General features: G+C 43.3%; 26 protein-coding genes. 13 read left to right on the top strand and 13 right to left on the bottom strand.

Annotation, left to right across the window (positions count from 1 at the left end; genetic code table 11):
* Nucleotides 1-4: 4 nt before the first annotated feature.
* Nucleotides 5-1,237: an acetate/propionate family kinase gene (locus tag VLA57_RS06550; RefSeq protein ID WP_333954656.1), complete on the bottom strand. Its 1,233-nt coding sequence runs from the start codon at nt 1,235-1,237 to the stop codon at nt 5-7.
* Between the two features lie 601 nt (nt 1,238-1,838).
* On the opposite strand from VLA57_RS06550, the gene lptM reads away from it, so the two are divergent.
* The 4 genes from lptM (at nt 1,839) to VLA57_RS06530 (ending at nt 5,773) form a co-directional block, all read left to right on the top strand.
* Nucleotides 1,839-2,150 (top strand): LPS translocon maturation chaperone LptM, encoded by a 312-nt coding sequence (gene lptM / locus VLA57_RS06545; protein WP_333954655.1) that lies wholly within the window; start codon nt 1,839-1,841, stop codon nt 2,148-2,150.
* 95 nt (nt 2,151-2,245) lie between these two features.
* The gene (lysA, locus tag VLA57_RS06540) at nt 2,246-3,577 is read left to right on the top strand and encodes a diaminopimelate decarboxylase (RefSeq protein ID WP_333954654.1); all 1,332 of its coding nucleotides are present in this window, start codon (nt 2,246-2,248) and stop codon (nt 3,575-3,577) included.
* A 201-nt stretch (nt 3,578-3,778) separates the two neighbouring features.
* A complete protein-coding gene (gene dapF / locus VLA57_RS06535; protein WP_020442583.1) occupies nt 3,779-4,666 on the top strand; it encodes a diaminopimelate epimerase in 888 nt (295 codons plus the stop codon).
* 57 nt (nt 4,667-4,723) lie between these two features.
* Nucleotides 4,724-5,773 carry a tyrosine recombinase XerC gene (locus VLA57_RS06530; protein ID WP_333954653.1) on the top strand — a complete coding sequence of 350 codons (1,050 nt, stop codon included), beginning with the start codon at nt 4,724-4,726 and terminating at the stop codon, nt 5,771-5,773.
* A 75-nt stretch (nt 5,774-5,848) separates the two neighbouring features.
* On the opposite strand, the gene VLA57_RS06525 is transcribed toward VLA57_RS06530, so the two are convergent.
* Nucleotides 5,849-6,745 (bottom strand): nitrilase-related carbon-nitrogen hydrolase, encoded by an 897-nt coding sequence (locus VLA57_RS06525; protein ID WP_333954651.1) that lies wholly within the window; start codon nt 6,743-6,745, stop codon nt 5,849-5,851.
* A gap of 331 nt (nt 6,746-7,076) precedes the next feature.
* Here VLA57_RS06525 and rpoN point away from each other — a divergent pair, with 331 nt between their 5' ends.
* The gene (gene rpoN / locus VLA57_RS06520) at nt 7,077-8,789 is read left to right on the top strand and encodes an RNA polymerase factor sigma-54 (protein ID WP_333954650.1); all 1,713 of its coding nucleotides are present in this window, start codon (nt 7,077-7,079) and stop codon (nt 8,787-8,789) included.
* Nucleotides 8,790-9,191: 402 nt separating this feature from the next.
* Nucleotides 9,192-9,560 carry a ribosome hibernation-promoting factor, HPF/YfiA family gene (gene hpf / locus VLA57_RS06515; protein WP_201530493.1) on the top strand — a complete coding sequence of 123 codons (369 nt, stop codon included), beginning with the start codon at nt 9,192-9,194 and terminating at the stop codon, nt 9,558-9,560.
* A 298-nt stretch (nt 9,561-9,858) separates the two neighbouring features.
* On the opposite strand, the gene thiS is transcribed toward hpf, so the two are convergent.
* The 4 genes from thiS to VLA57_RS06495 all read right to left on the bottom strand — a co-directional run bounded on the left by thiS (nt 9,859) and on the right by VLA57_RS06495 (nt 12,177).
* On the bottom strand, nt 9,859-10,059 hold the full coding sequence (thiS, locus tag VLA57_RS06510) for a sulfur carrier protein ThiS (RefSeq protein ID WP_011512598.1): 201 nt from the start codon (nt 10,057-10,059) through the stop codon (nt 9,859-9,861).
* Nucleotides 10,060-10,170: 111 nt separating this feature from the next.
* Nucleotides 10,171-10,539, bottom strand: a complete 369-nt coding sequence (locus VLA57_RS06505) for a DUF423 domain-containing protein (protein ID WP_201530492.1) — start codon at nt 10,537-10,539, stop codon at nt 10,171-10,173.
* A 65-nt stretch (nt 10,540-10,604) separates the two neighbouring features.
* Nucleotides 10,605-11,468 carry an RNA polymerase sigma factor RpoH gene (gene rpoH, locus VLA57_RS06500; protein ID WP_011512600.1) on the bottom strand — a complete coding sequence of 288 codons (864 nt, stop codon included), beginning with the start codon at nt 11,466-11,468 and terminating at the stop codon, nt 10,605-10,607.
* A 241-nt stretch (nt 11,469-11,709) separates the two neighbouring features.
* On the bottom strand, nt 11,710-12,177 hold the full coding sequence (locus VLA57_RS06495) for a sulfurtransferase TusA family protein (RefSeq protein WP_333954648.1): 468 nt from the start codon (nt 12,175-12,177) through the stop codon (nt 11,710-11,712).
* A gap of 409 nt (nt 12,178-12,586) precedes the next feature.
* Between VLA57_RS06495 and VLA57_RS06490 the strand changes: the two genes are divergently transcribed.
* The gene (locus tag VLA57_RS06490; protein ID WP_333954647.1) at nt 12,587-14,248 is read left to right on the top strand and encodes a M48 family metalloprotease; all 1,662 of its coding nucleotides are present in this window, start codon (nt 12,587-12,589) and stop codon (nt 14,246-14,248) included.
* 74 nt (nt 14,249-14,322) lie between these two features.
* On the opposite strand, the gene VLA57_RS06485 is transcribed toward VLA57_RS06490, so the two are convergent.
* On the bottom strand, nt 14,323-14,772 hold the full coding sequence (locus tag VLA57_RS06485; RefSeq protein WP_011512603.1) for a GatB/YqeY domain-containing protein: 450 nt from the start codon (nt 14,770-14,772) through the stop codon (nt 14,323-14,325).
* Nucleotides 14,773-14,963: 191 nt separating this feature from the next.
* Complete coding sequence (gene rpsU / locus VLA57_RS06480; RefSeq protein WP_010195908.1) at nt 14,964-15,179, bottom strand: 30S ribosomal protein S21; 216 nt, start codon at nt 15,177-15,179, stop codon at nt 14,964-14,966.
* Nucleotides 15,180-15,571: 392 nt separating this feature from the next.
* On the opposite strand from rpsU, the gene VLA57_RS06475 reads away from it, so the two are divergent.
* From VLA57_RS06475 to VLA57_RS06460, 4 genes are all read left to right on the top strand, one after another.
* A complete protein-coding gene (locus VLA57_RS06475; RefSeq protein WP_333954642.1) occupies nt 15,572-15,958 on the top strand; it encodes a hypothetical protein in 387 nt (128 codons plus the stop codon).
* 66 nt (nt 15,959-16,024) lie between these two features.
* The gene (locus VLA57_RS06470; RefSeq protein WP_333954641.1) at nt 16,025-16,540 is read left to right on the top strand and encodes a c-type cytochrome; all 516 of its coding nucleotides are present in this window, start codon (nt 16,025-16,027) and stop codon (nt 16,538-16,540) included.
* A 96-nt stretch (nt 16,541-16,636) separates the two neighbouring features.
* Nucleotides 16,637-17,695 carry a tRNA (adenosine(37)-N6)-threonylcarbamoyltransferase complex transferase subunit TsaD gene (gene tsaD, locus VLA57_RS06465; RefSeq protein ID WP_333954640.1) on the top strand — a complete coding sequence of 353 codons (1,059 nt, stop codon included), beginning with the start codon at nt 16,637-16,639 and terminating at the stop codon, nt 17,693-17,695.
* A 67-nt stretch (nt 17,696-17,762) separates the two neighbouring features.
* Complete coding sequence (locus VLA57_RS06460; protein ID WP_333954639.1) at nt 17,763-18,134, top strand: CrcB family protein; 372 nt, start codon at nt 17,763-17,765, stop codon at nt 18,132-18,134.
* A gap of 73 nt (nt 18,135-18,207) precedes the next feature.
* Here the strand turns inward: VLA57_RS06460 and VLA57_RS06455 are convergent, their stop codons facing one another.
* The 4 genes from VLA57_RS06455 to potA all read right to left on the bottom strand — a co-directional run bounded on the left by VLA57_RS06455 (nt 18,208) and on the right by potA (nt 22,117).
* On the bottom strand, nt 18,208-19,098 hold the full coding sequence (locus tag VLA57_RS06455; RefSeq protein ID WP_333954638.1) for a LysR family transcriptional regulator: 891 nt from the start codon (nt 19,096-19,098) through the stop codon (nt 18,208-18,210).
* 102 nt (nt 19,099-19,200) lie between these two features.
* Nucleotides 19,201-20,031, bottom strand: a complete 831-nt coding sequence (potC, locus tag VLA57_RS06450; protein ID WP_333954637.1) for a spermidine/putrescine ABC transporter permease PotC — start codon at nt 20,029-20,031, stop codon at nt 19,201-19,203.
* Nucleotides 20,031-20,909: a spermidine/putrescine ABC transporter permease PotB gene (gene potB, locus VLA57_RS06445; RefSeq protein ID WP_333954636.1), complete on the bottom strand. Its 879-nt coding sequence runs from the start codon at nt 20,907-20,909 to the stop codon at nt 20,031-20,033. Before potB ends, potC begins: the two co-directional genes overlap by 1 nt.
* Complete coding sequence (gene potA, locus VLA57_RS06440) at nt 20,909-22,117, bottom strand: spermidine/putrescine ABC transporter ATP-binding protein PotA (RefSeq protein ID WP_333954635.1); 1,209 nt, start codon at nt 22,115-22,117, stop codon at nt 20,909-20,911. Before potA ends, potB begins: the two co-directional genes overlap by 1 nt.
* 450 nt (nt 22,118-22,567) lie before the next feature.
* On the opposite strand from potA, the gene VLA57_RS06435 reads away from it, so the two are divergent.
* Together VLA57_RS06435 and gloA are read left to right on the top strand one after the other, a co-directional pair.
* A complete protein-coding gene (locus tag VLA57_RS06435) occupies nt 22,568-23,206 on the top strand; it encodes a carbonic anhydrase (protein WP_011512612.1) in 639 nt (212 codons plus the stop codon).
* A 96-nt stretch (nt 23,207-23,302) separates the two neighbouring features.
* Nucleotides 23,303-23,869, top strand: a complete 567-nt coding sequence (gene gloA / locus VLA57_RS06430; protein WP_011512613.1) for a lactoylglutathione lyase — start codon at nt 23,303-23,305, stop codon at nt 23,867-23,869.
* 80 nt (nt 23,870-23,949) lie between these two features.
* Here the strand turns inward: gloA and VLA57_RS06425 are convergent, their stop codons facing one another.
* Nucleotides 23,950-24,420, bottom strand: a complete 471-nt coding sequence (locus tag VLA57_RS06425; RefSeq protein WP_263240925.1) for a c-type cytochrome — start codon at nt 24,418-24,420, stop codon at nt 23,950-23,952.
* Nucleotides 24,421-24,882: the final 462 nt, after the last annotated feature.

Raw genomic sequence — 24,882 nt, 5'->3', positions numbered from 1 at the left:
AGTTTTATTTTAGACCCAAGGCTGCACGAGTCTCTTGAGCGATACGGCATTCTTCATCAGTTGGGACAACCCACAGCTCAATACTGCTATCGTCAGCATGGAAACTGCCTTCATTGCCACCGACCAACCCAGCGTTCTTATCGGCATCTACTTTGATGCCAAAATGACGCATGACTTCTAAAATACGCGTCCGCGTAGTCACAGAGTTTTCGCCGATACCACCGGTGAAGACAATACCAGTAAAGTTAGGGAGCGCGCAGCTTAAGCTGGCAAGGTATTTACCAACACGATAGCAGAACATCTCGATAGCCAGCTTCGCGTCTTCATGACCTTCATTAGCCGCTTGCTCAATGGTACGCAAGTCATTCGATAAGCCTGAAATACCAAGTAAACCACTTTCGCTATTGAGCATCTTGTCGATTTCTTCTAAGCTCATACCAAGTTGGCGCTTGAGATGAATATGTAAGCTTGGGTCAACATCACCACTACGCGTACCCATCATAAGACCTTCAAGCGGGGTCAGACCCATACTGGTATCAAGGCTTTTGCCGTCGTAGACAGCTGTTGCTGAACAGCCGTTGCCCAAATGCGCAGTTAACCAACCATGTGGTCCTGTTGCGCTGGTAATGTGGCTGGCGCGTTCTGATACATAAGCATGCGAGGTACCATGGAAGCCATAACGACGAATTTTGTGTTCTGAATAGAGTGCCTTTGGTAGCGGATAGCGGAAAGCAACGGGTGGCATGGTCTGGTGGAAGGCAGTATCAAATACCACCACTTGCGGAATATCAGGATAGATTGCTTGTACAGCTTCGATACCTAGTGCGTTTGCCGGATTGTGTAATGGGGCGAGGACTTTTAGACGTTTGACTTCTGCTAACACATGCGCATCGACACGCACCGCTTCTGAGTACTCACGACCGCCATGTACCACTCGATGCCCAACAGCAATAAAGTGATACTGCTCAAGTAGCTCAAGGATTTTCTGTAAGGCAAGTTCATGACGACCACCAGCGATTGCAATTTCTAACTTTTCACCATTTAATGTGGTGTGTTTAATACGGGCAGTATCGAGACCTAAGTTTTCGGCAAGACCTGTGATACGAGTGCCTTCATCCTCACTAATTAAGGCGTATTTGATTGAAGAGGAGCCGCAGTTCAATACTAAAGTAGGATTGGTCAGGGTCGATGCTTCAGAATGTTTGTCATCAAAAGTGGTGCTTACGCCAGCGCTCATACTCTATCCTTAGATTGTCTTTTATAAAAGGTGCCGCATCTTGACGATCACCTGTTGAATAAACGAAAACCAGCGATATCGGTGCTGGTATAGGTTGCACGGTTTGGAAACATAAACCATAGCCGCGCTGATTTTCGTTATGCTTGAGCCATCACTATGTCTAACAGAGGTTCAATGTAAAGCAAACGCCTGCTAGCGTTGCCTTATAGCTACAAGGGTTGACTATAATGTATCATATTTTGGCAGTGACACCACGATAACTCTAAGGCTTTAATCAGCCAGTTCTCGATTGATGGTTACAGGTGTGCACCGAAGACAGTGAGGGCTTATTAGATAAAATAAGTAAAAATTTACCTTTATAAAAATTGTAAGTAAGTTTGTCTAGCTTTAGATCAATAACATTGTTTTATATTTATATTGGATTCTCTATCACTACATTTCAGCAAATTTACTACGCAAACATATTCTATAGGCGCACAGCTTTATAGAATAATGCTATGATTAAAAAATCTTCCTATTTTCCTTATTGCAGCCTTGGTTTTTTTCGCTGATAGTGATTTTTATCGCGTACACCGTTGCAAGATTACAGGTTATCTATCCTATGTTTACAACACGATATACCTCAAAACCCAAGCACTCTCAGACAGTGGGCAGCGCTATTCGCCATAGTACGTATAACATCATGCTTGGTACGTCGATCACGATAGCTTCAGCGGCATTGTTGGTTGGCTGCGGACAAAAAGGCGATCTATACCTTGTAGACGCTGGTAGTAAAGCAGTGCGAGATAGCACGGCAATATTAGATAGTGGCAGTAATCCACAAGATACCGCCTTTGCTAAGATTGACAGCGACCAGCAAAATACAAAGAATTTTCAGCTGCCTGAACCGAGTAACGATCCTAACGATTACTAATAAGTAATCATGAATTCTTAAAATGTAAATGCTCAAACGATTTTTGAGCAAGCCCAATACTTTATTGTTACCTTGATTATATTAGAGATATTTATATGAGTCAGTCAGTCACGACCCAAACTGAGCAAGGCCTGTACATCAATCCTGAAGCCTTAACCGCCCATTTGCCTGAACTACATTATCGCGACGGTGCACTGTATATGGAACAGGTCAGTATTACCGAAGTGGTTAAACACTATGGTACGCCTTGTTATGTGTACTCAAAGCAAGCCATTTTGGATGTCTATCAAGCTTATACCGATAGCTTTGCCAGCTTAACTCACCAGATTTGCTATGCGGTAAAAGCAAACTCAAACCTTGCGGTACTTGGCGTATTGGCGCAAGCAGGCGCAGGGTTTGATATCGTTTCACGTGGCGAGCTAATGCGGGTATTGGCGGCAGGGGGCGAAGCTGCACGTGTGGTATTCTCAGGCGTCGGCAAAACCTATAGCGATATTGAATATGCGCTTAACCAAGGTATTGGTTGCTTTAATGTTGAGTCGATTAGCGAGCTGACTCTAATCAATGAAGTCGCCGCGCAGCTTGATAAATCAGCGCCGATATCACTACGTGTCAATCCTGATGTAGATGCCAAAACCCATCCGTATATTTCAACAGGTCTCAAAGACAATAAATTCGGTATTGCTCACGAGGATGCGCTGGTCGTTTATCAACAAGCCGCCAAATTGTCTCATATCGATATCGTTGGTATTGACTGTCATATCGGCTCGCAGTTGACTGAAGTTGAGCCATTCGTTGCTGCATTGGACAAAGTGATTGAGCTGGTGCATAGCTTACGTAAAGCAGGTATTGAGCTGCGTCATATCGATTTGGGTGGTGGTCTGGGTGTGCGTTATATTGATGAGACGCCTGTGTCTATTGATGAATTTGCCAATGCTTTATTACCAAAACTTAGTGAGCTTGGCTTGACGGTATTCTTTGAGCCGGGTCGTAGTATCGTGGCAAATGCTGGGGTATTATTGACCAAGGTTGACGTGCTCAAACCAACTGAGCATAAGAATTTTGCCATTGTTGACGCGGCAATGAACGATTTAATTCGCCCTGCTTTATATCAAGCAGAAATGGCAGTAATTCCAAACGTTTTGCCTAGTAATGGTATTAATACAGAAAGTACTGAGCCATGGGATATCGTTGGTGCTATCTGTGAAACGGGTGATTTCTTAGCAAAAGATCGTTTGTTGTCGCTCTCAACAGGCGATATCTTGGCGATCACGGGTGCTGGTGCTTATGGCTTTACTATGAGTAGCAACTATAATTCACGCCCGCGAGCTAGTGAAGTCATGGTAGCTGATGATCGCCACCAGCTGATTCGCAAACGCGAAACCGTTGAAGCGCTATATGCAGACGAAGTATTGTGGCAAGGTTAACGGCTAAGCAGCATAAAGTATCTCAAAAATCTAACCCATTATCATAATGATAGTGGGTTTTTTTTATGGCAAATTTTGATCAAACACCTGAATAATAAGTGTGGAATATAACTTGGCATTTGATAACGGTGATAGTTATGATTGTAACTGACAGCGTGCTAATATAAGACATACATAAAAATAGGATAGGGTATCAGGGATATGCTAATAGAATTTACTAAGATGCACGGGCTGGGCAATGACTTTATGGTCATCGATTTGGTGACTCAGCGTTTGGACTTGACCAAGGATTTGGTGCAGTTACTGGGTGATCGTCATTTAGGTATTGGTTTTGATCAGTTGCTCGTCGTTGAGCCGCCAATGCGCCCCGACGTCGATTTTAGTTACCGTATTTTTAATACTGATGGGTCAGAGGTTGAGCAATGCGGTAATGGCGCCCGCTGTTTTGCCCGTTTTGTGCAAGCGCGCAAGTTATCCTTTAAACAGCGTCTCCGTGTTGAGACGGCAAGCGGCATTATTTCGCTGACGACCGATCGTTATGGCTGGGTAGAGGTTGATATGGGCAAGCCCAAGTTTGAGCCAAGTGAGATTCCATTTACCCCAAGAGCCATCACCAAAATCCAAAATGCTTATCATCTGGACGTGAATGGTACGCCGGTGCAGCTTTATGTTGCCAATATGGGCAATCCGCATGCGGTGATAAAAGTTGACGATGTGCTTGATGCTGACGTTGAAACCTTGGGTAAAGCCATCGAATCGCATCCAGCGTTTCCAGAACGTGTCAATGTTGGTTTTATGCAAATAATGAATCAGCGTCATATTCGTTTGCGAGTGTATGAGCGCGGTGTCGGTGAGACGCAAGCCTGTGGTACGGGCGCTTGTGCAGCCGTTGCCATCGGTATACGCGAAGGCTGGCTTGACGAAGGCGAAGATGTGCGTGCTCAGCTCTATGGCGGCAGCATGGTAATTAAATGGCAGCCGGGCTATTCGGTCATGATGACCGGACCAACCGCATTTGTGTATGAAGGTGTCTTTAGTCCAGATGGCTTGATGGCACAAGCCGGTATCAAGCCCAATCCAGAAAGTTAATAGTAAAATATAAATCACAGTTATTTTTACTGGATAAGTAATGGGGTTGTTTTCAATATGGTGATGTCTTATAAAAAATCTCAAGTGACAGACGCACGATCTGATAAACAATCCGTTTCACCGTCATGGTTATCAGCAGAATTGGCAATCACCATAGAAGCGGATGCCGCGTTAAGTGAATTATTAGACCCTGTGCATCGTTGGCTAAATGTCTTATCTGTGCGCAATCACTCGCCGCATACATTGACGGCTTATTTTGCTGGCTTAAACCAATTGGCGTTATTCCTGCGAGGTAAACGCCTGACATGGACGCGTTGTGATAAGCGCCAATTAGCCCAGCATATCAGCCAACGCCTTGATGAAGACAAACTAGCTCTTGCCAGCGTTCAGCAAGAGTTATCAGCTATTCGTCATTTTTATGGCTGGCTGATAGAAGAGGATTTGGCACGTATCAATCCAACTACAGGGTATCAGCTCAAGCGCAGCCCTAGACCCTTACCCTCTATCGCTGATGTGGATTTATTGACGCAATTGCTCGACCAAGAAATACCTGATACACCTGAACAAGCACGCTTGTGGCTACGTGATAAGGCGATGTTTGAATTGCTTTATAGTAGTGGTCTACGTGTCGGTGAGCTAGTCGCGCTAGATATAGCAGATGTAGACTTGGCTGATTTGCGGGTACGCGTGACCGGCAAAGGTAATAAGACACGCCTAGTACCTTTAGGAATAAAAGCGGCTGACGCCATTCGTCGTTATTTACCGCACCGTAATCTGTGGGTAGAGCAGATGGACAGTGCATTATTTATTAGTGAAAAACTGGGTACGCGTTTATCAACACGGGCCGTGCAGCAGCGTCTCAAAGTTGCTGCTACTCGTGCTGGTATTGCTCAAAACATGTATCCGCATCTATTGCGCCATTGCTTTGCATCACATATGTTATCAGGGAGTGGCGACTTGCGCGCTGTCCAAGAGATGCTTGGGCATAGCGATATCAGTACCACGCAAATTTATACCCATGTCGATTTTGCTAAATTGACCCAAGTCTATGACCGTGCCCATCCTCGAGCCACTCACGTATCCAAAGACAGCGATTCAACCCTTTAATTTTAAAAGTGTCTTTCATCGCAAATTGCTTTGATTAAAAAAACCTTTTATCAAGACGCTTTTATAAAAATTATTTTATGCCAAACGATGACAATCAAAGATAGGCATCTTTTGTCGTCCCTGATTTTGCGCTTGTCTATCTAACGTCGCTAAGACCAAAGCATAATTTTTATGGTCTTTATTCAAAGATGGGGTCAATTCGCTATTATTGTAGCTGCTCATTACAGTTCCATCATAAGCGCTAATCGTCGTATGTCCCCACGTCTGACGTGTATGACCGTCTCTGTACGCATGCTCACCGCCTTGTGCTGCTCCAATTACCATACATTGACTGTCTAAAGCTCGCGCTTGCAGTAAGAGCGACCAATGGGCTTGTCCTGTTAGATACGTAAAAGCAGATGGCGCACTTAATAGTTCTGCGCCTGCTTGCCGCAGACGCTGCGCCAATGCAGGAAAGCGTAGATCAAAGCAAACCATCATACCGAGCTGATAAATATCATCATTTACTTCGAGCGCTGCCACGACCGTCTGCGTACCTGGCTCAAACGTCGCCGCTTCGTTATAACTGCCTTGCTTATCGGCGACGGTCGCGGTGAATAAGTGAATCTTGTCATAGCGTGCCACTTGTGTACCATCCGGCGCAAACAATAGGCTTACTTGGCGCAATCTACCATCAGGCACAATCATACCATCAGGGCGATACGGGCAGGGCAGAGAGCCTGCTAGCACGTATATACCATATGTACGTGCATACTCTGCTATCGTCGCTGACAGCGCATCAAAGCGATCTGCTGTCGCAAACTGTCTACCCATGCTACAGCAGTTTTCTGGTAGTACGACAAGCTGCGCGCCTTGTGCACGAGCATCTATAATAGCGGATTTTATATCTGACAGATTGTCTTCAATGCTTTGCTGACTATTCATTTGGATGGCAGCAACGGTCAGCTGTATGTTATTTATATGTTCATTCATAGCAGGCTTCTCAATATTGTTAATATTATATATCTCTTATAAAACGTTTTCAGGTTTGTCATTATTAATGGTTTATTTGAACCTTACTCCGCAAATCATTCTATGCAACTATGCAACTATGCACAGGTATAAATTTTTATTAAAGTATTCTTTAGAAGCTACCAGAAAGCTACGGACAGAGGTTTGTCATTCACTTATCTGGCAAGGGCATAAATTATCATAGCAAAATTGTCGCAAAAAATGCTATCGTCATGTCCTGTTAAGGGTAAACCGCTCATTAATCAGCATTACAAAGACAATATTACCAAGACTGGAGTGTAATAAACTGCCCATGAGTATGTCGTTCGGATTGGCGACCACGCTAAGCACCTCACAAAAACTGACCCCGCAAATGCAGCAAGCTATTAAATTGCTGCAGCTCTCTAGTCTTGAGCTGGCGCAAGAGGTTCAAGCGAAGCTGGACAGTAATCCATTACTAGAACGCATCGAAAACGATGAAGATGAGTACGAAAGTATGGATAAAGACGCATTAGATGAGTTTGGCGAGCCACTAACGTTAGACAGTTGGAATCAGAGTACTGCTTCTGATACGTTTTCTATATCTCCTCCATCAAATAATGAAGATGTATTTGACTATGATGACAGTACTAGCGATAGCCTTACTAATGATAGTCTAGATAAATTGCAGCAAGACGGTTTTGATACGGATGCCATCGACAGTTATACGCTTGAAGACTTTGAAGGCTCAAACTATGAAAGCTCAAACTATGATAGCCCTAATGCAGATTATGACGGTTTTAACACCGCCAGTACTGGTTCAGGCAGCATATCAGCGCGTCCAGATTCTGAGGACTTTGATCGCTATGAGGGCAGTACCAATGCGACGATTCAAGACCATGTGCGTTGGCAGCTGAATTTTAAACGTCTCTCAGAGACAGATACTCTTATCGCTGAGTATTTGATGGATTCTATGGACGACATGGGTTTTGTACGGCTCGATATCGAGGAGTTGCTACAGAGCTTTGATACCATTGCGAGCTTTTATCAGTGGGATCAGCGCGTTGAGCAGGATGAAGTAATGGCAGTACTGCACATGATTCAATCCTGTGATCCGCTTGGGGTTGGCGCACGAAATCTAAGTGAATGCTTAGCGATTCAGCTATCTAAGCTCGATACTGACACGCCTTATCTAAAACAAGCCCAAGCGCTCTTATCTGCCAGTGAGCATCTGGTCAGTAATAATATTAAAGCCTTAACTGAGCGCACAGGACTTGCGGCACAGGAGATTACCCCTGCGCTTACGCTGTTGCGTACTTTAAATCCTTCACCAGGATTGCTATTTCAAAGCCGCCAACCGGATTATACTCAGTCGCCCGACAGCTATGATATCCCTGATGTATTGGTGACGCCTATCCGTCGCCATGATGCTCATCAAAACACCACCACATCTACTCAAGAAGATGGCTGGCAGGTACGTCTAAACCCTGAAACCTTGCCAAAACTGCGAGTCAACCAAGAATATGCCAATCTTGTTAAGCGCGGCGATAATAGCCCTGATAATCAATATCTGCGTGAAAATCTCACCGATGCGCGCTTGTTTATTCGCAGTATCGAAGAGCGTAATCAGAACCTTTTAAAGGTCGCCACTAGCATCGTGCGCTACCAGCAATCTTTTTTGCAGTATGGCGCCACTGCTATGCAACCGCTTATTTTAAAGGTGATTGCAGACGAAGTCGATTTACATGAATCAACGGTCTCGCGCCTGACCACTAGCAAGACCATTTTGACACCGCAAGGACTGTTTTCGCTCAAGCATTTCTTTTCATCACATGTTAGCAGCAGCGATGGCGATATCTCATCAACTGCTATCAGCGCGATGATTAAGCAGCTTATCGCTGATGAAGAGCCCAAAAAGCCATTGTCTGATAGTAAGATAAAAGATTATTTGTTGGCAGAAGGTATCGATATTGCCAGAAGAACAGTCGCCAAATATCGTGAAGCAATGAATATTGGCTCATCTACACAGCGCAAACAAAAATATTAATGGTCTGAATTCAATAACTTATCTAAAGAGTCGATCAATAATCAAAATATTTTGTAGATAATATAAAAAATAAAATTTTTTGATTATATAGAAACATTAAAGAAACAACCGATTTTATTACATTTACTTACAATATAAAGCCTTGCTACTAGCAGGTTTTCATGACAAATTAGAGTCATACCAACAACAAAATCAAAGTGTCGATTTAGCAAATTTATGTAGTCAGTCATTAGGGATGAGATAAAAAAGACGATAAAAGGATACGTCGATATTTTATTAAAAGCACTGCTATTAAAGGCGTTGAGGATAAAGATACAAGATTATTTTGTGGTAAGGCAGGATGATAAGAGCAGCGATGCGACCTCATCTGTTGATTGTAAGTACTAATAAGAGGACAATAATATGAATGTTTCTATCAGTGGTCACCATATCAGTATTACCGATGCCATGGACACCGCAGTTCGCGAAAAACTTGAAAAAGTCGAGCGTCACTTTGATCAGATTCAAAGTATTCAAGTGATTCTATCGCTAGATAACAGCGGTGCTAAAAAGAGCCATAAGGCTGAAGCTATCATGCGAGTCTCGGGTAAAGAGATGTTTGTCCAAGCTCTTGATGATGATATGTATAAAGCCATAAATGAGATGGCAGACAAACTTGATAGACAAGTACGCAAGTATAAAACAAAAATGGAGAGCAAAAAAACACAGGGTGTAGGGCGTGATGCTCGCTATGAAGATTTGATGACGGCTGAAGCTGAGCCTGCAGTTTAGTGATAGCTTGCTGTGTCATAAAACTTTAATCATTATTAGCCAATAAATAAATGCGTAAATAGCAAGGTTATTAAATTGAACAGTATTCCTGAGTAATTTGAATACGTGACATGCTCAAAAATGAGCAATTTAGCAAGCCTAAGACGCTAAGTAAAAAAAAGACCTCAAACGCATAATCGTTGAGGTCTTTTTTATAATAAATTTTAAAAGGAAAGGGTTGTAAACGTTAGGTTTTACAGTGTGATTTTCTAAAATTCTATGTATCAAAAACGACTATCTATTTCAATGGTTAGAAACCTTAGCCACCGCCTACAGCCTGTACTACTTCAATAGTCATGCCTTCAACAATATGTAGCTTATCAAGCTCACTTTTAGGAATCAGTTCACCATCGACTTCTACCGCATAACGACCGTTACTAAGCCCAAGCTCATTGACAACCAATTGTACCGTTTGATGAGTCGTCTGTAACTTCTTACCATTGACACTAATATTGCTCATAAATCGTACTCCCTAATAATCCAAAATTCCTATTTAGCCTTACTATTTTCACTACTACCAACACTAACGTAGCTGAATAAAATAAGATTATTTCTTACTAAAATCAATCAATCAGCTATTTGTTAAGCGTGCTGAAGATAGCGCAAGCCATAACCAACCTGCAATCATCAGCACACCGCCAATAGGCGTAATGGCACCGAACCAACGTGGCGCGCCAAGTGTCATGGCGTATAAACTACCCGCAAAAATAATGACACCAATTTGTAATAACCATGCGGCGGTTTGGGTTGCATAGTTTAAGCGAATAAGGATACCAACAAGTAATAATCCAAGCGAATGGACAAACCAATACAAGGTTGCCGTCTGCCACCATCCTAGCTGTTGAGTGTTGACCATAGCTTTGAGACCATGCGCGCCAAACGCGCCTAAAGCAACGGCGATAGCCATATTGATCGCCGCGATACTTATCCAATTGAACATGGTTGTACTCGTATTGTTGAATAAATGCTTACTAGGCAAAGACATTTGTCTTACTGATAGGTAAATTATTGAATATCATCAGGCAAAATCACACTGTCGATGGTCATCGCTTCACGGATTTTATCCATGGCGTTTTTCTCAATTTGGCGTACGCGCTCAGCAGAGATAGAGTAGACCGCTGCCAACTCATGCAGCGTTGATTTTTGCTCAGATAACCAGCGCTGCTCGACAATATCACGTGAGCGATCATCCAAGGTTTCCATTGCAGCAATCAAGGCTGATGAATTATTCTCTTCCCAGTCAGATTCTTCGACGATTTCGGCAGGGTCAATGCCATCTTCCAAAAATAACTGCGGCGCATAACGTCCATCGTCATCGTCACTTGATTGCGCCTCAAATGACGCATCATAAGAGGTCAGGCGCGACTCCATCTCAAGCACTTGCTTACGAGTAACGTTTAAGTCATTGGCAATCGCATCGGCTTCTTCGAGGGTCAACTGATTGTTGGTCTTTTTTAAACTACGTAAGTTAAAGAACAGCTTACGATGCGCCTTGGTTGTGGCAACTTTTACAATACGCCAGTTACGGATGACAAATTCATGAATCTCTGCTTTAATCCAATGCACTGCAAATGATACTAGACGTACGCCTTTGTTAGGATCAAAACGCTTTACCGCCTTCATAAGTCCCAAATTACCTTCTTGGATCAAATCTGCTTGCGGTAACCCATAGCCTGAATAGCTGCGGGCAATATGAATAACAAAACGCAAATGCGACATGACCAGTAAACGCGCCGCTTCTACATCGCCTTCATCATAATAGCGATGGGCAAGCTCTTGCTCTTGCGTCGGAGTCAAGATAGGGATTTGGTGCACGGTATTAATATAAGCACCCAAATTCACCCCAGGTGCGGACAAATGCGTCGGCATGGCAGGTACCAAATCACGGGTACTGGTATCGCCAAGCGCGCTGGCATCATAAGGCGGACGCTCAGCTGCCGCTTTCAGTGCTGCATCGCGCGCTTCGTTTATTTCAGGAACAGCGCTGTCTTTTTTACGGTTATTTGCAGCGTTAGTAGTGGTATTAGCCATATTCTTGACCTTGGTTAAATAGATAAGCAAACAGTCAGATAAAAATCTTTATAGTTGTAATTGTAAAGGATAGCGACGCTTAGTTGCTATCAGTTTTGGTAATGATAAAGTGATATATTGTATCAACAGAATATTTAGATTGGCTGTCGCTCAGTTCTTCACTGTCTGATACGGTGGCTTGATTAATACTAAGCAATAGCGGGTTCATGGCTTTTGTTTGTAAGCTTTGCTGACAAAAAGCCATAATGTCAGCTTGAGAATTTGGGTCAGTTGCCACAACGTACAATGACTCCCCAGAGACGACACTGCGTAATGCGACCTTAGTTTTTAACAGTGGCATCGGGCAGGCAAGTCCGCGACCATCGACCATATCTTTGATAACAAGTACTGGTTTACTCACATCTGTTTTATCATTTACGTTGATGTCATCTGTTGGTAATAAGTCTAGGAGCTGCCTGATTGATTGCTGCTCGCTCTTAGACAAAGTCTCTCCCAGATATATTGGATAAGCGGCTCGTACCATGATGGATGGACTATCAGCAGACATAAAATAAACCTTTAACATGGCTAATATTAAACCTTGTGTTTCAGTCTAATGCTTAGCATTACAATATTTATGGATAATACTATCTTAATACAACATGGCGATTGTGCTGTGACGCTGACGGTTTTATAAGCAACCATTATAGCAAATTGCCTGTATTCAATTGCAGTTGAATATAGTCATCATCGCGTTTGATCAATCAGAACAACTGAGTAGTATTGATCTTCATATTTTTATATTAGACTTATCTAATAGGTTCACATAACCATGTTGCGCAATGGTGACGCCCTGCGGAGTTATTGGTAGCGACAGGCAGACGGCAATTGACGTTCAATAGACAACCTCGTATAGTCAAAGCACGTTATGATTATGCATATAGGGTACGCACTTGGATTATTCTAAAAGACAATCAATGCTTGATAAGCCGCTAATAAATGCACGGAATAAACGTGCTATCACTCACTATGCAAGCATACAGACAGGGTTATTCTCTAAGCAGGTAAACCATCATCTGTCGCCAATGCTTGCACTAAAATTAGCACTGTCAACGATACTATTGGCCTGTACAAGCGCCGCCTATAGCAAAAGCCAAACGGTGCCATTGAGCTATGATTCATGGCAAACCACTAACACAGAAGAGCTAAGTTTGCCCAGTTTACGCGGGCAAGGGCTGAGCTTTGATGAGCAATATCAAAATAAATTGCTTGGTGAATGGTCATTAAGAAACATCAATGGTCATGTAAAGATGGAGCATGACCCTTGGATTCAAGAAACGGTCAAAGAACTAACATGGCGGCTCAATGCCCAAGCACGCCAGCAAGCACCGCTTGGTTTGGTCATTATCGATAACCCAAGTATCAATGCATTTGCGGCTCCAGGCGGCGTAATTGGTCTTAATACCGGCACTATATTGGCCGCAAACAGCATGGATGAGCTGGCAAGCGTTGTAGCTCATGAGGTTGCGCACATCAGTCAGCGTCATTATGAAAGCGGCGCTGATGAGCGTAAAAAAGCCTTGCTGATGCAAATAGGTGGCATGCTCGCCGCGATTGCTGCATCGACCGTCGATGGTGATGCGGCAGCAGCAGTGATGATGGGTAGCCAAACCGCCACTATGAATAGTAGTATGGCGTTTAGTCGTAATAATGAACGTGATGCTGATCGGGTCGGTATGCAAATCATGAACCAAGCTGGCTATGACCCACGGGCGATGCCGCGCTTCTTTGCGACCATGAATCAAAAAAGTCAGATGAATCAAACCGCCAATCAGTTTTTGCCAAGCTTTATCCGCTCTCATCCACTGAGCAATGAGCGCTTGAGTGAATCTCAAAGCCGCGCGCAGCGTTATAATACGCTGCCGTTAAATCAACAGCAGCGCCATCAAGCTTTGTTTGATCTGCTGTATTGGCGCGTACAAAGTACCGGCAAGCATGCTTCAGAGACTGCCTTGATGACTGCGGCAAAAAACAGCGTCGGGGCAAAACTTGCACTAATGCATTGGTATGGAGAGCAGCAGCGCTTTAAAGAGGCAAATGATTTATTTGCCGAGCTGTCTGCATTGCCGGTCGCAAAGCGCCAAGTACTCGAGCCATTATTGTCCATTACTCAAAGCCAGATTTTGACGGAACAAAATAAATGGCAACAAGCTGCTGAAATATTAGAGAGTCAGCAGCGGCTCTATCCTGAGCGCCGTGACTTACGACTTTATCTGGCAGAAGCCTTGACCAATAGTAATCAGCCAACCAAAGCCCAAGCATTGCTTAAGCCATTGACTGAACAGCAGCCAAGCGATCGCTATGCTTGGCAAAGTTTGCAATTGGCCAATGAAAAATTGGCAAAGACCACCAATTCTGCACCGCTAAAAAGTATTGCTACTATTAATGCACTACGCTACCGCAGTCATGACCAACTATGGAGTGGAAGCTACGAGCGAGCGCTGACTTCTTTGACGCAAGCCAAAAAATTGACAGAAAATTTGCAAAATACGGCTCAAGCCAATAGCGCTCGTCCACTACTTGCCAATATTAATGCCGAAATCAAAGCCGTAAAAACCGCCAAAGATTTTAAGCCTTAGGCGGTTCTCTGATAACTAATTGCTATAAAGCGCTATATAGAAAAAGCGTTGATTTTATCAATATGCTGTAGCGATTAACCTTGTAGCGCGTCTTTGACCAGCTTTGAGATTAAGGCAGGGTCAGCACGACCCGCGGTTTTCGTTTTTAATATACCCATCACGCTACCCATATCACGCATTGACGTTGCGCCTTGCTCGGCGATTTCTGCATTTACCAAGGCAGTAATCTCCGCATCATCCATCTGTTTTGGCATATATTCATTGATAATATCAATCTCAAACTGCTCTTTGGTTGCCAAGTCATCACGACCGTTTTCAGTAAAAATAGTCAATGACTCATGGCGCTGTTTGAGCTGTTTTTGTAATATCTCCAAAACTTCGGCATCATCAAGCTCTATTCGACGGTCGATCTCAATTTGCTTGATAACTGCTTGTACGTTACGCAGTACTTTGACCCGTTCAATCTCACGTGCTTTCATAGAGACTTTGATGGTGTCAGTTAGCGTCTGTTTAATTTGGCTCATTGTTGTTATTCCTTATGATTATAGGTAAAAAGTTTGTGTAAAAAGTCTACTAATCAGAACAAGCTTTATAATAGAAAGTGTTAGAACCAATGATAGTAATAACAAAAATTGTAGCATAAAAAACGCCACTGATATCATCGGATAACAGTGGCGTTAGTGTAGCGCTGGTACTTAGCTAATCGACTTATCGATTAGTACATACGAGTGGTACGAATAGTTTCGCGTTGTAATTTCTTTTTATAACGCTTTACTGCAGCAGCTTTTTTGCGCTTGCGTACTTGCGTTGGTTTTTCATAAAATTCACGCTTACGTACATCTGACAATACGCCAGCTTTTTCACAAGCACGTTTAAAACGACGGATAGCGATATCAACTGGTTCGTTTTCTTTAACCTTAACTGCAGGCATGAAGACTCCTCGATTAGGATGAGATATAAGGGCATTAGTTTGGCTGTGTATTAGTATTTAGCCGTAATATCTCAAGATTACTGGCATCAGCTCAAACTAGGACAATCTTGCGCAATAGCACAAGGGCGCCTATTTTAATAAAAAATCGCAATAAAGTCAAAGGCTTTTACCTATTAATCTATAACTATCATTAAGTTGCAAACTGCTGCCAGCAATAAGGGTCGTAAGTCATTTATAGCTAAACGTTCTTTAGGAAGGATAAACGGGTTATTTACTAAATAGCATCAGTATAAATAAAACCCCTACTGTCTATAACGGTTTAGGCCAAGTTTATGCTATGATAATTTGCATAATATCAATCGTTTTATGTGCACTTTATTAAGGATGTTGGAATGAAAAAATCAGTACTCAATACGGCGCTAAGTACAGCATTTATCGTCGCTCTTGGTTTTGGTGTCAGTGCTTGTAGTAGTGAGAAAGAAGGTGAAGAGTCAGATCACATTTTAGCCGTCGATCGTGTTGATGAGGCAGCAGAGATTGCTCGCGCGAATGCACCTGCAGCAGAAAAGATGGATTTCCCAGCAGCAGCGCCAATGCCAGCAGCTGATGCGACAACAGATGCGACGATGAGTACTGAAGAAGGGGCTGTCGCAGTAGAGGAAACAGCAGCTGATGCAACGGTAAGCGCCGATAGTTCTGATACCGCTGTGGCGACTGCCGATACTGCCAATAGTACTGAAGTGCCGGCGACAGATTCAGCTGAACCTGCAATCAATTAATCCTGCTTGAAGGCAGTATTCAATAATGAGCGGTGTCACTAACCATCTATAGATGAGGAAATAACCATGACTGTTAAACAAGCTGTAATAAAGAAAAAATCAGTTGTTAAGTTAGCGCTGTCTGGTCTAAGTCTTAGTGTGTTATTGACACTTAGCGCCTGTAGCGGTGGTGACAACACTCCCACTGATGAGCCTGCGGTGGTTAATGAAACCGAAGCTGTGGTTGTGGAGCCAGCAGCGCCTGCTGAAGCTGAGCCTGTCGTTGAAGTAGAAACAGTTGAGGCGTCAGAAATAAAAGCGGAAGAAGTAAGTGCTGCCGCTGCTGAGCCTGAAGTGTTGGCTGCTGATGCAGGTGCTGCATTGTATGAAAAACAATGTAAAGTCTGTCATGAAAAAGGTTTATTAGCCGCGCCAGTATTCGGTAATAAAGAAGCGTGGGCACCACGAATCGCCAAAGGTATCGATACACTACATATGCACTCTGCCAAAGGCTTTAACAAAATGCCTGCGCAGGCAAGCGCTGAAGTCAGTGAGGCGCAAGTTCATGCGGCTGTTGATTATATGGTTGCTGCAGCTAGCTAAATATTATTGATTGAAATTTGCTAAACTGACCGCCATTGTAAGCTTACAGTGGCGGTTTTTTATTCACGCTACAAGGCAAAATATAAAGGCACACAGATGAAAGTATTGGGATTAGAAACCTCTTGCGATGAGACGGGTCTAGCGATTTTTGATAGCGAACAGATAACGAGCGACAATAAAGGTCTACTTGGACAAGTATTGTATTCACAAATAGAGCTTCACGCCCTTTATGGCGGCGTGGTGCCTGAGCTTGCTAGTCGCGATCATATCCGTAAGTTAGTGCCTTTATTTAATGAGCTTTTGCAGCAATGTAACATCACTAAAGATGAGATTGATGCCGTCGCTTATACCAAGGGTCCGGGGCTTATCGGCGCCTTGATGACGGGTGCATTGTTTGGTCGTAGCTTGGCTTATGGGTTAGATATTCCAGCGATTGGTGTTCATCATATGGAAGGGCATCTATTGGCACCGCTGATGGGTGCGAATCCACCAGCGTTTCCATTTGTCTCCTTACTGGTTTCTGGTGGGCATACGCTACTCATTGCTGCGCATGGTATTGGTCAATATGAAATCCTTGGCGAATCCATTGATGATGCGGCAGGTGAGTGTTTTGATAAAGCGGCGAAGATGTTGGGCTTGCCATATCCGGGTGGTCCTAATATCGCTAAATTAGCGGAAAGTGGCAATTCGGACGCTTATAGTTTACCAAGACCAATGTTACATCGTGGTTTGGATTTCTCTTTTAGCGGTATGAAAACGGCAGTGCATAATCTGATTAAAGATACCAATGGTTCAGGGGGCTCTGGAAATAGCTCTGATAGCGACCCGCAAGTCCGTGCTGATATTGCCGCCAGTTTTCAGCATGCCGTGGTCGATACCTTGGTTAAAAAATGCGTCAAAGCCCTTAAACAGGTCGGGATGAGCCGCTTGGTTATTGCAGGCGGCGTCAGTGCCAATAGCCATTTGCGTGAAACTCTCGAGCGGGAGCTTGCTAAAATAAATGCGACCGTACATTATGCCCCTCCTGCTTTATGTACTGATAATGGTGCGATGATTGCGTATGCGGGTTACGAGCGTTTGCAAGCGGGTCAAGCAGATGATTTGGCTGTCAGCTGCGTACCACGTTGGCCGATGACCGAGTTGCCCGCAGTATAAATGCTATAAGCGCTATAAAGTAGCTTGTATCCAATTTATTAAACTTTATATCACTCAAGGATAACTTATGCAGTGGCTTGCGATTGGATTAGGTGCTGCCATTGGCGCTTGCCTGCGAGGGTGGCTAGCGCGTTTTAACCCGATGCACCATTGGATTCCACTTGGGACGCTTGGTGCTAATGTCTTAGGTGGACTATTGATAGGGCTGGCCTTGGTGTGGTTTGAGCGTATGGGCAGTGGCTTATCCCCCAATATTAGACTGTTTGTAATTACGGGATTTTTAGGTGGACTGACGACTTTTAGCACCTTTAGCGTTGAAGTATTTACCTTTATCCATAATGGCAAACTGCTTGCAGGCTTAGGACTGATTGGGCTACATGTGGGGCTGACGTTATTAGCAACCGCAATTGGCTTTTATTTCTTTAAGTTGGTTTTGTAATAATAAAAATGCAGCGATAAAAAAGAGCCATATTAATTTTTTAATACGGCTCTTTTTTTAGTGATAATTACTTTTAGACAGGTTTTACGATACCTTCTAATAAACTGGCAAACCCTTGCATATAGGCAATCTCTTGGCTCGAGGTGCGCGTTGCCGCATACAGCTGACAGTAGACGCCGCTACCTAATGGACGCGAAACTACCCAACCTTTTCTCTCATATTCAGCGACCACCCAGTCGGGGAGTGCTGCCACCCCGCGTTCACTAGCAACCAACTGAATAAGCATAGCGGTTAGCTCAGTGGTACGCATACTTTTAAAGCTGACCTGCTCTGGGGTCATAAAATTGGCAATAATATCAAGGCGCTTGGCCTCCACTGGATAAGCAATCAAGGTTTCATCGACTAAGTCTTTGGCATGAATAAATTGTTGCTCCGCCAAATCGTGAGTAGGTGAAAGTACCAAACGACTTTCATATTCAAATAAGGGCTGATAACTGATACCCTCTATCGGCAAATTGCTAGTGGTAATGAGCAGGTCAATATCCCCTTCCATCAATAAATGATGCGGCTCGGGCTCAAAACCAGTAGCAAAATCTAGCTCCACATCTGACCACTCACGGCGATAATGATTGAGAATCGGCATCAACCAATCAAAGCAGCTATGACATTCAGACGCTAAGCGCAATCTTCCTGCTTGACCATGGGCTAGGCGTTTTAAGTTGGCTTTGGTGCGCGTGACCTGCGGCATAATACTGTCTGCCAGCGCCAATACCGTTTTGCCAGCTGGCGTAAAGGTCAACGGACGCGTGCGCCTATTGACCAAACTAATATCGTAATAATTTTCTAGCTCTTTTAACTGATGGGAGACCGCAGAGGCGGTGACATGCAGCTCATCGGCAGCAGCAGCCAATGAGCCGTGGGCTCGCAGCGCAGTTAGCGTATTAAGGTGACGGAGCTCTAGCATAAAATGACCTAACCACCAAAGTGAAAAAGAAATAAGGTATAGCAGATAGAAGCATTACACCTGTTATACCGATAGGCGAAACTGATTAGAGCAATATTAATATTAACGTCGACGTAGCAATAACTGTGAAATCACAACCAGAATTAAGGAAGCAACCAGCAATATCGTACCAATCGCATTGACCTCGGGTTTAAGTCCCACGCGTACCATGGAATAAATACGTAGCGGCAATATCTCATAGCTAGGACCGGTGACAAAGGTCGATACCACCACATCATCGAGCGATAAGGTAAAAGCAAGTAGCCAACCCGCCATCACTGCCGGGAAAATCACCGGAATCAATACTGTCCGTACCATTGTTGATTCGCTAGCACCTAAATCACGCGCCGCTTCCATCAAACGCTCATCCAAACTACTTAAGCGCGCAAAGACGGTTATAACGACAAACGGCAAGCAAAACGTAATGTGCGCCAATAATAGCGAGACAAAACCCAGCTGTAGCCCAATTAATAAAAACAGTGCCAGTAGCGATATCGCTAAGACAATCTCAGGCGACATCATTAGCACAAATAACAAGCCATTTAGCAGCCCTTTACCACGAAAGTCATAGCGATGTAACGCCAGCGCCGTCAGTGTACCGATGATGGTTGAGACTGTAGCGGCAACCAAACCTAATAAAATCGAATGCCAAAATGCATCTAACATCGCCTGACTATTGAGTAATGACTCATACCACTTTAAACTAAAGCCGCCCCAATTATAGCCAATTTTTGACTTATTAAATGACATCACTACCAAGACGATGATAGGTAGATATAGCAAAGTATAAATCAGACCAAGGTAGCCTTTGGCGACGATATTGCCAAACCTTATGGGATTTTTGTTTTTCGGCGATTTGTTATTTGTTGAGCTATTTAGTGAACTATAAGACATTAGGCCACCTCACTAAAGTCAGTCTTGCCAATACGGCGGCTACTGGCGCGATAGGCAAGCAATAATACCGCCATAGCAAGTGTCAAGAGCACACTAGCAGCTGCACCAAATGGCCAATCTCGAGCATCTAAAAACTGGTTTTTGATAATATTACCAACGAGTAAATTACGCGAGCCGCCCAAAATATCGGCGACGTAAAACATGCCCATCGCCGGTAACAGGACTAGCAGCAACCCAGAGATAATACCAGGTGTGGTCAAAGGTAGCACCACATGCCAAAAGGTTTGTCGTTTTGAGGCGCCCAAATCTTGCGAAGCAAGCAGCATATCATTGCGTAAGTCGCTAAATACCGCATACAGCGGCAGCACCATAAAAGGAAATAACAAATAAGTTAAACCCGCAATGACCGCGCCTTGGGTATATAAAATATCAATGGGCGCATCGATAATGCCGATTGCTAATAAGGATTTGTTAATCAAACCGTTACTGGCAAACAATAACTTTAGCGCATAAGTTCGTACCAAAGAATTGGTCCAAAATGGTAGTATCAGCATGAGCATCAACAGTGGCTGCCAGCGTTTACTAACTCGAGATACAAACCAAGCAAACGGGTAGCCGAGTAATAAGCAGATGACCGTAGTGATGCCCGCCATCCATAATGAATGCACAAAGACATCAAAATAAAGCGGGTCAATCATGCGCACGTAGCTGTCTATGCTGACAGGTAGGCTGATAAAAGCCGTGCTATCACGGGTCAAAAAGCTGACGGCTACGATCAATATATTGGGTAATAGCGCAAAGATAAGAAGCCAACCCCAAATCAGCCATAGCGTTGCGGTACGAAAAGGGCTTTTATTGCTGATGCCAGTATGTGCCATTAATGGATATCCTCTTCTGGCAATACCCATTCCCAACCATCGACCCATGACACTTTTACACCTTCATTAAGCTTATAATCAAAACTTGGGTCATCTTCATCGAAAAATTCCGATGCTTTAATCACATGACCATTAGCCAGCTCAATAATAGAGTCTAAAGTACTGCCTTTATAATTGCTTTCGATAACGCGCCCTAATAAACCACCATGGGTGTTGTCAGTCGGATCATAAATCCGCAAATCTTCCGGACGTAGCAATAAATTGACGATATCACCGACTTGGACATCGTTGGCAAAATCGGGTCGACGCAGATTACGTAAGGTCGTCGGACCCTCTTGCGCTTGGGCTTCGCAGACCTCGACTTCAATCCGCCCATTGGTCACGCGCCCATCACGATCGGGCTGCTCAGGATAAACGCCTTTGACTTCCGCTTTAAATAAGTTGGTCTCACCGATAAATTTGGCAGTAAATAAATTGGCAGGGGTTTCATAAATTTCAATTGGCGTACCAATTTGCTGAAATCTGCCGTCTTTCATTACCGCAATGCGGTCTGACATCGACAGCGCTTCTTCTTGATCATGGGTGACAAAGACAAAGGTAATGCCAAGCTCACGTTGCAGACGTTTAAGCTCAGATTGCATTTGCAAACGCAGCTTATGGTCGAGCGCCGATAAGGGTTCATCGAGCAATAGCAGTTTAGGACGATTAATCACCGCGCGTGCAATCGCTACGCGCTGCTGCTGACCACCAGATAAATCCTGCGGGCGACGATTGGCTAAATGTTCTAGCTGCACCATCGCTAGCATCTCACGTACCCGCGTTCGAATCTCATCTTTAGGGATTTTTTTTAGCTTTAGACCATACGCCACATTTTGCGCGACAGTCATATGCGGAAATAGCGCATATTGCTGGAACACCGTATTGACCGGACGTTTATCAGCGGGCAAGCCTGCCATCTGTACGCCATCCAAGTAAATCGCCCCTGCATTTGGCTGCTCAAATCCTGCAATCAGTCGTAGTAGAGTGGTTTTACCACAGCCTGAAGGACCGAGCAAAGTAATAAACTCACCATGCTTGATATCAAGATTGATGTCTTTTAAGACCTCAGTATTATCATAGGTTTTCTTTAGACCGGTCAGTTGTAGCAATACCTTATCAGCGTTTTCTGATGCAGGAGTAGTCGGCGGCGTTAAAAGTGATTCGGTCATAATGATTCCTAGATTACCGATATACATACTAAAATATCAGTGTCAGTCTGAACGCTGTATACGTTAGATACGATGATTTAGTATGTTAAAGCGATGAGTTTAACAGGGGTTGGTCGCAGGCTATTATAACAAACCTTCGCTACAAGTCAGCGCAAGTTCCTTGTTGGTTGGTTGACCCCTATAGTTATCTTGAAATAGCGATTAAAGATGAGTCTACGCTTTGTTAAATAGACTAAGTAACCACCCTTAAATTAAATAATTTTTACCATTTTTTTGAATTTATTCCTATACAATTGGTTTGTGTATGATAAATACAGAGTGACTTATAAAAGTAAGAACTTAAGTGAGGTTTGCTGAAAGCGCCAAACGATATCGAAGACTTAGACTCTATGACAGGATAGTTATAGAGCAATTTACTATGTTAACCCGTTAAATTATCAAGGATTTCTTATGCCTAACAATACACGCCCTAAAACAGGTCAGGAAGCACTGGAGCTGCTTAAGCAAGGTAATATACGCTATGTAGACAGCTTGACCAATACCGATCCCTGTATGCAAAGGCGTCCAGAATTAATCAAAGATCAAGACCCTTTAGCGATTATTTTGGGTTGTTCGGACGCACGGGTACCGGTTGAGATCGTTTTTGATCAAGGTTTAGGTGATTTATTTGTCATACGCGTCGCAGGTAACGTAGTAGCTCCTTCACAAATTGGTTCGATAGAATTTGCTGCCGAAAAATTCAATACTAAACTGGTCGTGGTGCTTGGACATTCGCACTGCGGCGCTGTCACCGCCTGTGTTGAAACATTAATCAATCCTGAGCAAAACTACTCACCCAATCTACAATCTATCGTCGACCGTATCCGTCCAAGTGTCTATAATCTGCATGAACTTGCGACCGCCAATGGGCAAGATGTGGATGCAGACGAGCTGGTTGATCGCTCTATACGTGCAAATGTGCGTATGTCGGTCAGTCAATTAAAGCATGGCTCGCGTGCGTTAGAGGATTTAACCAGTAGTGGTCAGCTATTGATCGTTGGTGCCGAGTACGACTTAGAAACAGGTAAAGTGCGGTTTTTAGATACTTAATAGTGTTCTATAGAGGCTATGCTAGAAAGACTAAGTGTTATAGGTATGATCATTTAATCTATTAGTGATTAAAAATATTTACATATAGGAATAATCATGAGTAATGATACTTTTAACAACGACCATTCAATACAAGAGCAACCTGAAAGCAGCGTAAAGGCTAATGGCGTACAGCCTATCTCAGCGCAGACGACAGGTTATACCTTTAACCATACGATGCTGCGTGTTAAAGATCCTGTGAAGTCTTTAGCGTTTTATACTGGTGTCTTAGGTATGACGTTACTGGCAGTCAAAAAATTCCCAGCCATGGGTTTTGATTTGTACTTTTTAGCCAAGCTGACTGAGAGTGAACGTGAAAACTTGCCGTCAGGTAATGATTTAGAGATTTTTGCCTTCCGTCAGCGTGGCATTTTGGAATTGACTCATAACTATGGTACCGAAACAAAAGTGGACTTTAGCTATCATGATGGCAATCAAGAACCACAAGGGTTTGGTCATATTTGTTTTAATGTACCTGATCTCAATGCAGCGGTAGCTTGGTTTGATGAAAACAATGTCGAATTCAAAAAACGTCCAGATGAAGGCAGCATGAAAAATATTGTCTTTATTAAAGATGTTGATGGTTATTGGATTGAAATCGTACAAGCAGACTTGATGGCTTAATTGATTCATAAGTTAAGCGAATAAAAAAGCCACCTTATTGTTTGATAGGGTGGCTTTTTATATTGCTAAAGGATTATTATTTAGTCTTTTTCGACTTGGAAGTCCGTATGGCAGGATTTACAACTGTCGCCAACAGGTTTAAAAGCTGGCATCACATCGTCAATGCTAGTTGCTGTCTGTGCAGCGGCGTTTAGCTCAGCAGTGACCTTTTGAAAATTCTCTGCTTCTGCTTTAAAATCATCAACATTTGACCAAACCTCTGCTTTGGCATTGCCAGCGGCGTCTTTATTATTAAAATGGCTCCAAGGATTTTTAGACTCTTCTGCTAAAAATGCCGCCTGCTCTTTAAACACTGCAGCATCAAAAGTATCCGGCTCTTTTGCCATGCCGCCCATAACCTTCATTGCATCACCGAAATTCTTCATGATGTCCTGACGAGCTTTGACATCAGGGTCTACTGGTGTGCTACAAGCCGTCAGTCCTAAAGTGGCTGCCATCAAAGTAATAGCAAAGATAGATTTTAATGATTTTTGATTCGATACCTGAGTCATGAGTAGTGCTCCTTTTTACGTTGCTAATAAAAAGGTGGCGTAGCATACGCATGCTCGTCACCTGATTAAATGGCTACTATTAAAATAAATTTTATCCGATATTTTTAATATATTTTCTTTATTAACATTCGAAAATACTGTTTTTCATGATGCTTAAATTACGTACTATCCTATATTAAACAGCAAGCAGCTTAAGTAGCATAGGGCGAAACCGTGAGTTTTTGTAAAATAGATTAAATATTTTCATAAATTGGTTTTAAATAATCGCTTTCGCTAAGCTATAGTAGATACACTTTTAAAAGAATACAGTGCTACTGGGATTAATTATTCGCAGTCTCTGTCTGCGTAGGCACAGTAAGCAAGAAAAATTGATACCAGTAGTACCTTATAATTTTTGTATTTCTTTTATTCAAGACTGACTATATAAATTGCCGTCCTAAAAATTATCATTACTTATTTTGA

Origin of the sequence: Psychrobacter sp. S4(2024), assembly GCF_036861305.1 — a bacterium.
Classification (GTDB): domain Bacteria; phylum Pseudomonadota; class Gammaproteobacteria; order Pseudomonadales; family Moraxellaceae; genus Psychrobacter; species Psychrobacter cryohalolentis.
Note: the sequence above shows the minus strand (reverse complement) of the source record. Positions and strands in the feature narration are given on the sequence as shown.

Bases quoted from the DNA above. Each gene is read 5' to 3' on its own strand.
- VLA57_RS06550 (WP_333954656.1), bottom strand. From the start codon at position 1,237: ATGAGCGCTGGCGTAAGCACCACTTTTGATGACAAACATTCTGAAGCA.
- lptM (WP_333954655.1), top strand. From the start codon at position 1,839: ATGTTTACAACACGATATACCTCAAAACCCAAGCACTCTCAGACAGTG.
- lysA (WP_333954654.1), top strand. From the start codon at position 2,246: ATGAGTCAGTCAGTCACGACCCAAACTGAGCAAGGCCTGTACATCAAT.
- dapF (WP_020442583.1), top strand. From the start codon at position 3,779: ATGCTAATAGAATTTACTAAGATGCACGGGCTGGGCAATGACTTTATG.
- VLA57_RS06530 (WP_333954653.1), top strand. From the start codon at position 4,724: ATGGTGATGTCTTATAAAAAATCTCAAGTGACAGACGCACGATCTGAT.
- VLA57_RS06525 (WP_333954651.1), bottom strand. From the start codon at position 6,745: ATGAATGAACATATAAATAACATACAGCTGACCGTTGCTGCCATCCAA.
- rpoN (WP_333954650.1), top strand. From the start codon at position 7,077: ATGAGTATGTCGTTCGGATTGGCGACCACGCTAAGCACCTCACAAAAA.
- hpf (WP_201530493.1), top strand. From the start codon at position 9,192: ATGAATGTTTCTATCAGTGGTCACCATATCAGTATTACCGATGCCATG.
- thiS (WP_011512598.1), bottom strand. From the start codon at position 10,059: ATGAGCAATATTAGTGTCAATGGTAAGAAGTTACAGACGACTCATCAA.
- VLA57_RS06505 (WP_201530492.1), bottom strand. From the start codon at position 10,539: ATGTTCAATTGGATAAGTATCGCGGCGATCAATATGGCTATCGCCGTT.
- rpoH (WP_011512600.1), bottom strand. From the start codon at position 11,468: ATGCCGACGCATTTGTCCGCACCTGGGGTGAATTTGGGTGCTTATATT.
- VLA57_RS06495 (WP_333954648.1), bottom strand. From the start codon at position 12,177: ATGTCTGCTGATAGTCCATCCATCATGGTACGAGCCGCTTATCCAATA.
- VLA57_RS06490 (WP_333954647.1), top strand. From the start codon at position 12,587: ATGCTTGATAAGCCGCTAATAAATGCACGGAATAAACGTGCTATCACT.
- VLA57_RS06485 (WP_011512603.1), bottom strand. From the start codon at position 14,772: ATGAGCCAAATTAAACAGACGCTAACTGACACCATCAAAGTCTCTATG.
- rpsU (WP_010195908.1), bottom strand. From the start codon at position 15,179: ATGCCTGCAGTTAAGGTTAAAGAAAACGAACCAGTTGATATCGCTATC.
- VLA57_RS06475 (WP_333954642.1), top strand. From the start codon at position 15,572: ATGAAAAAATCAGTACTCAATACGGCGCTAAGTACAGCATTTATCGTC.
- VLA57_RS06470 (WP_333954641.1), top strand. From the start codon at position 16,025: ATGACTGTTAAACAAGCTGTAATAAAGAAAAAATCAGTTGTTAAGTTA.
- tsaD (WP_333954640.1), top strand. From the start codon at position 16,637: ATGAAAGTATTGGGATTAGAAACCTCTTGCGATGAGACGGGTCTAGCG.
- VLA57_RS06460 (WP_333954639.1), top strand. From the start codon at position 17,763: ATGCAGTGGCTTGCGATTGGATTAGGTGCTGCCATTGGCGCTTGCCTG.
- VLA57_RS06455 (WP_333954638.1), bottom strand. From the start codon at position 19,098: ATGCTAGAGCTCCGTCACCTTAATACGCTAACTGCGCTGCGAGCCCAC.
- potC (WP_333954637.1), bottom strand. From the start codon at position 20,031: ATGTCTTATAGTTCACTAAATAGCTCAACAAATAACAAATCGCCGAAA.
- potB (WP_333954636.1), bottom strand. From the start codon at position 20,909: ATGGCACATACTGGCATCAGCAATAAAAGCCCTTTTCGTACCGCAACG.
- potA (WP_333954635.1), bottom strand. From the start codon at position 22,117: ATGACCGAATCACTTTTAACGCCGCCGACTACTCCTGCATCAGAAAAC.
- VLA57_RS06435 (WP_011512612.1), top strand. From the start codon at position 22,568: ATGCCTAACAATACACGCCCTAAAACAGGTCAGGAAGCACTGGAGCTG.
- gloA (WP_011512613.1), top strand. From the start codon at position 23,303: ATGAGTAATGATACTTTTAACAACGACCATTCAATACAAGAGCAACCT.
- VLA57_RS06425 (WP_263240925.1), bottom strand. From the start codon at position 24,420: ATGACTCAGGTATCGAATCAAAAATCATTAAAATCTATCTTTGCTATT.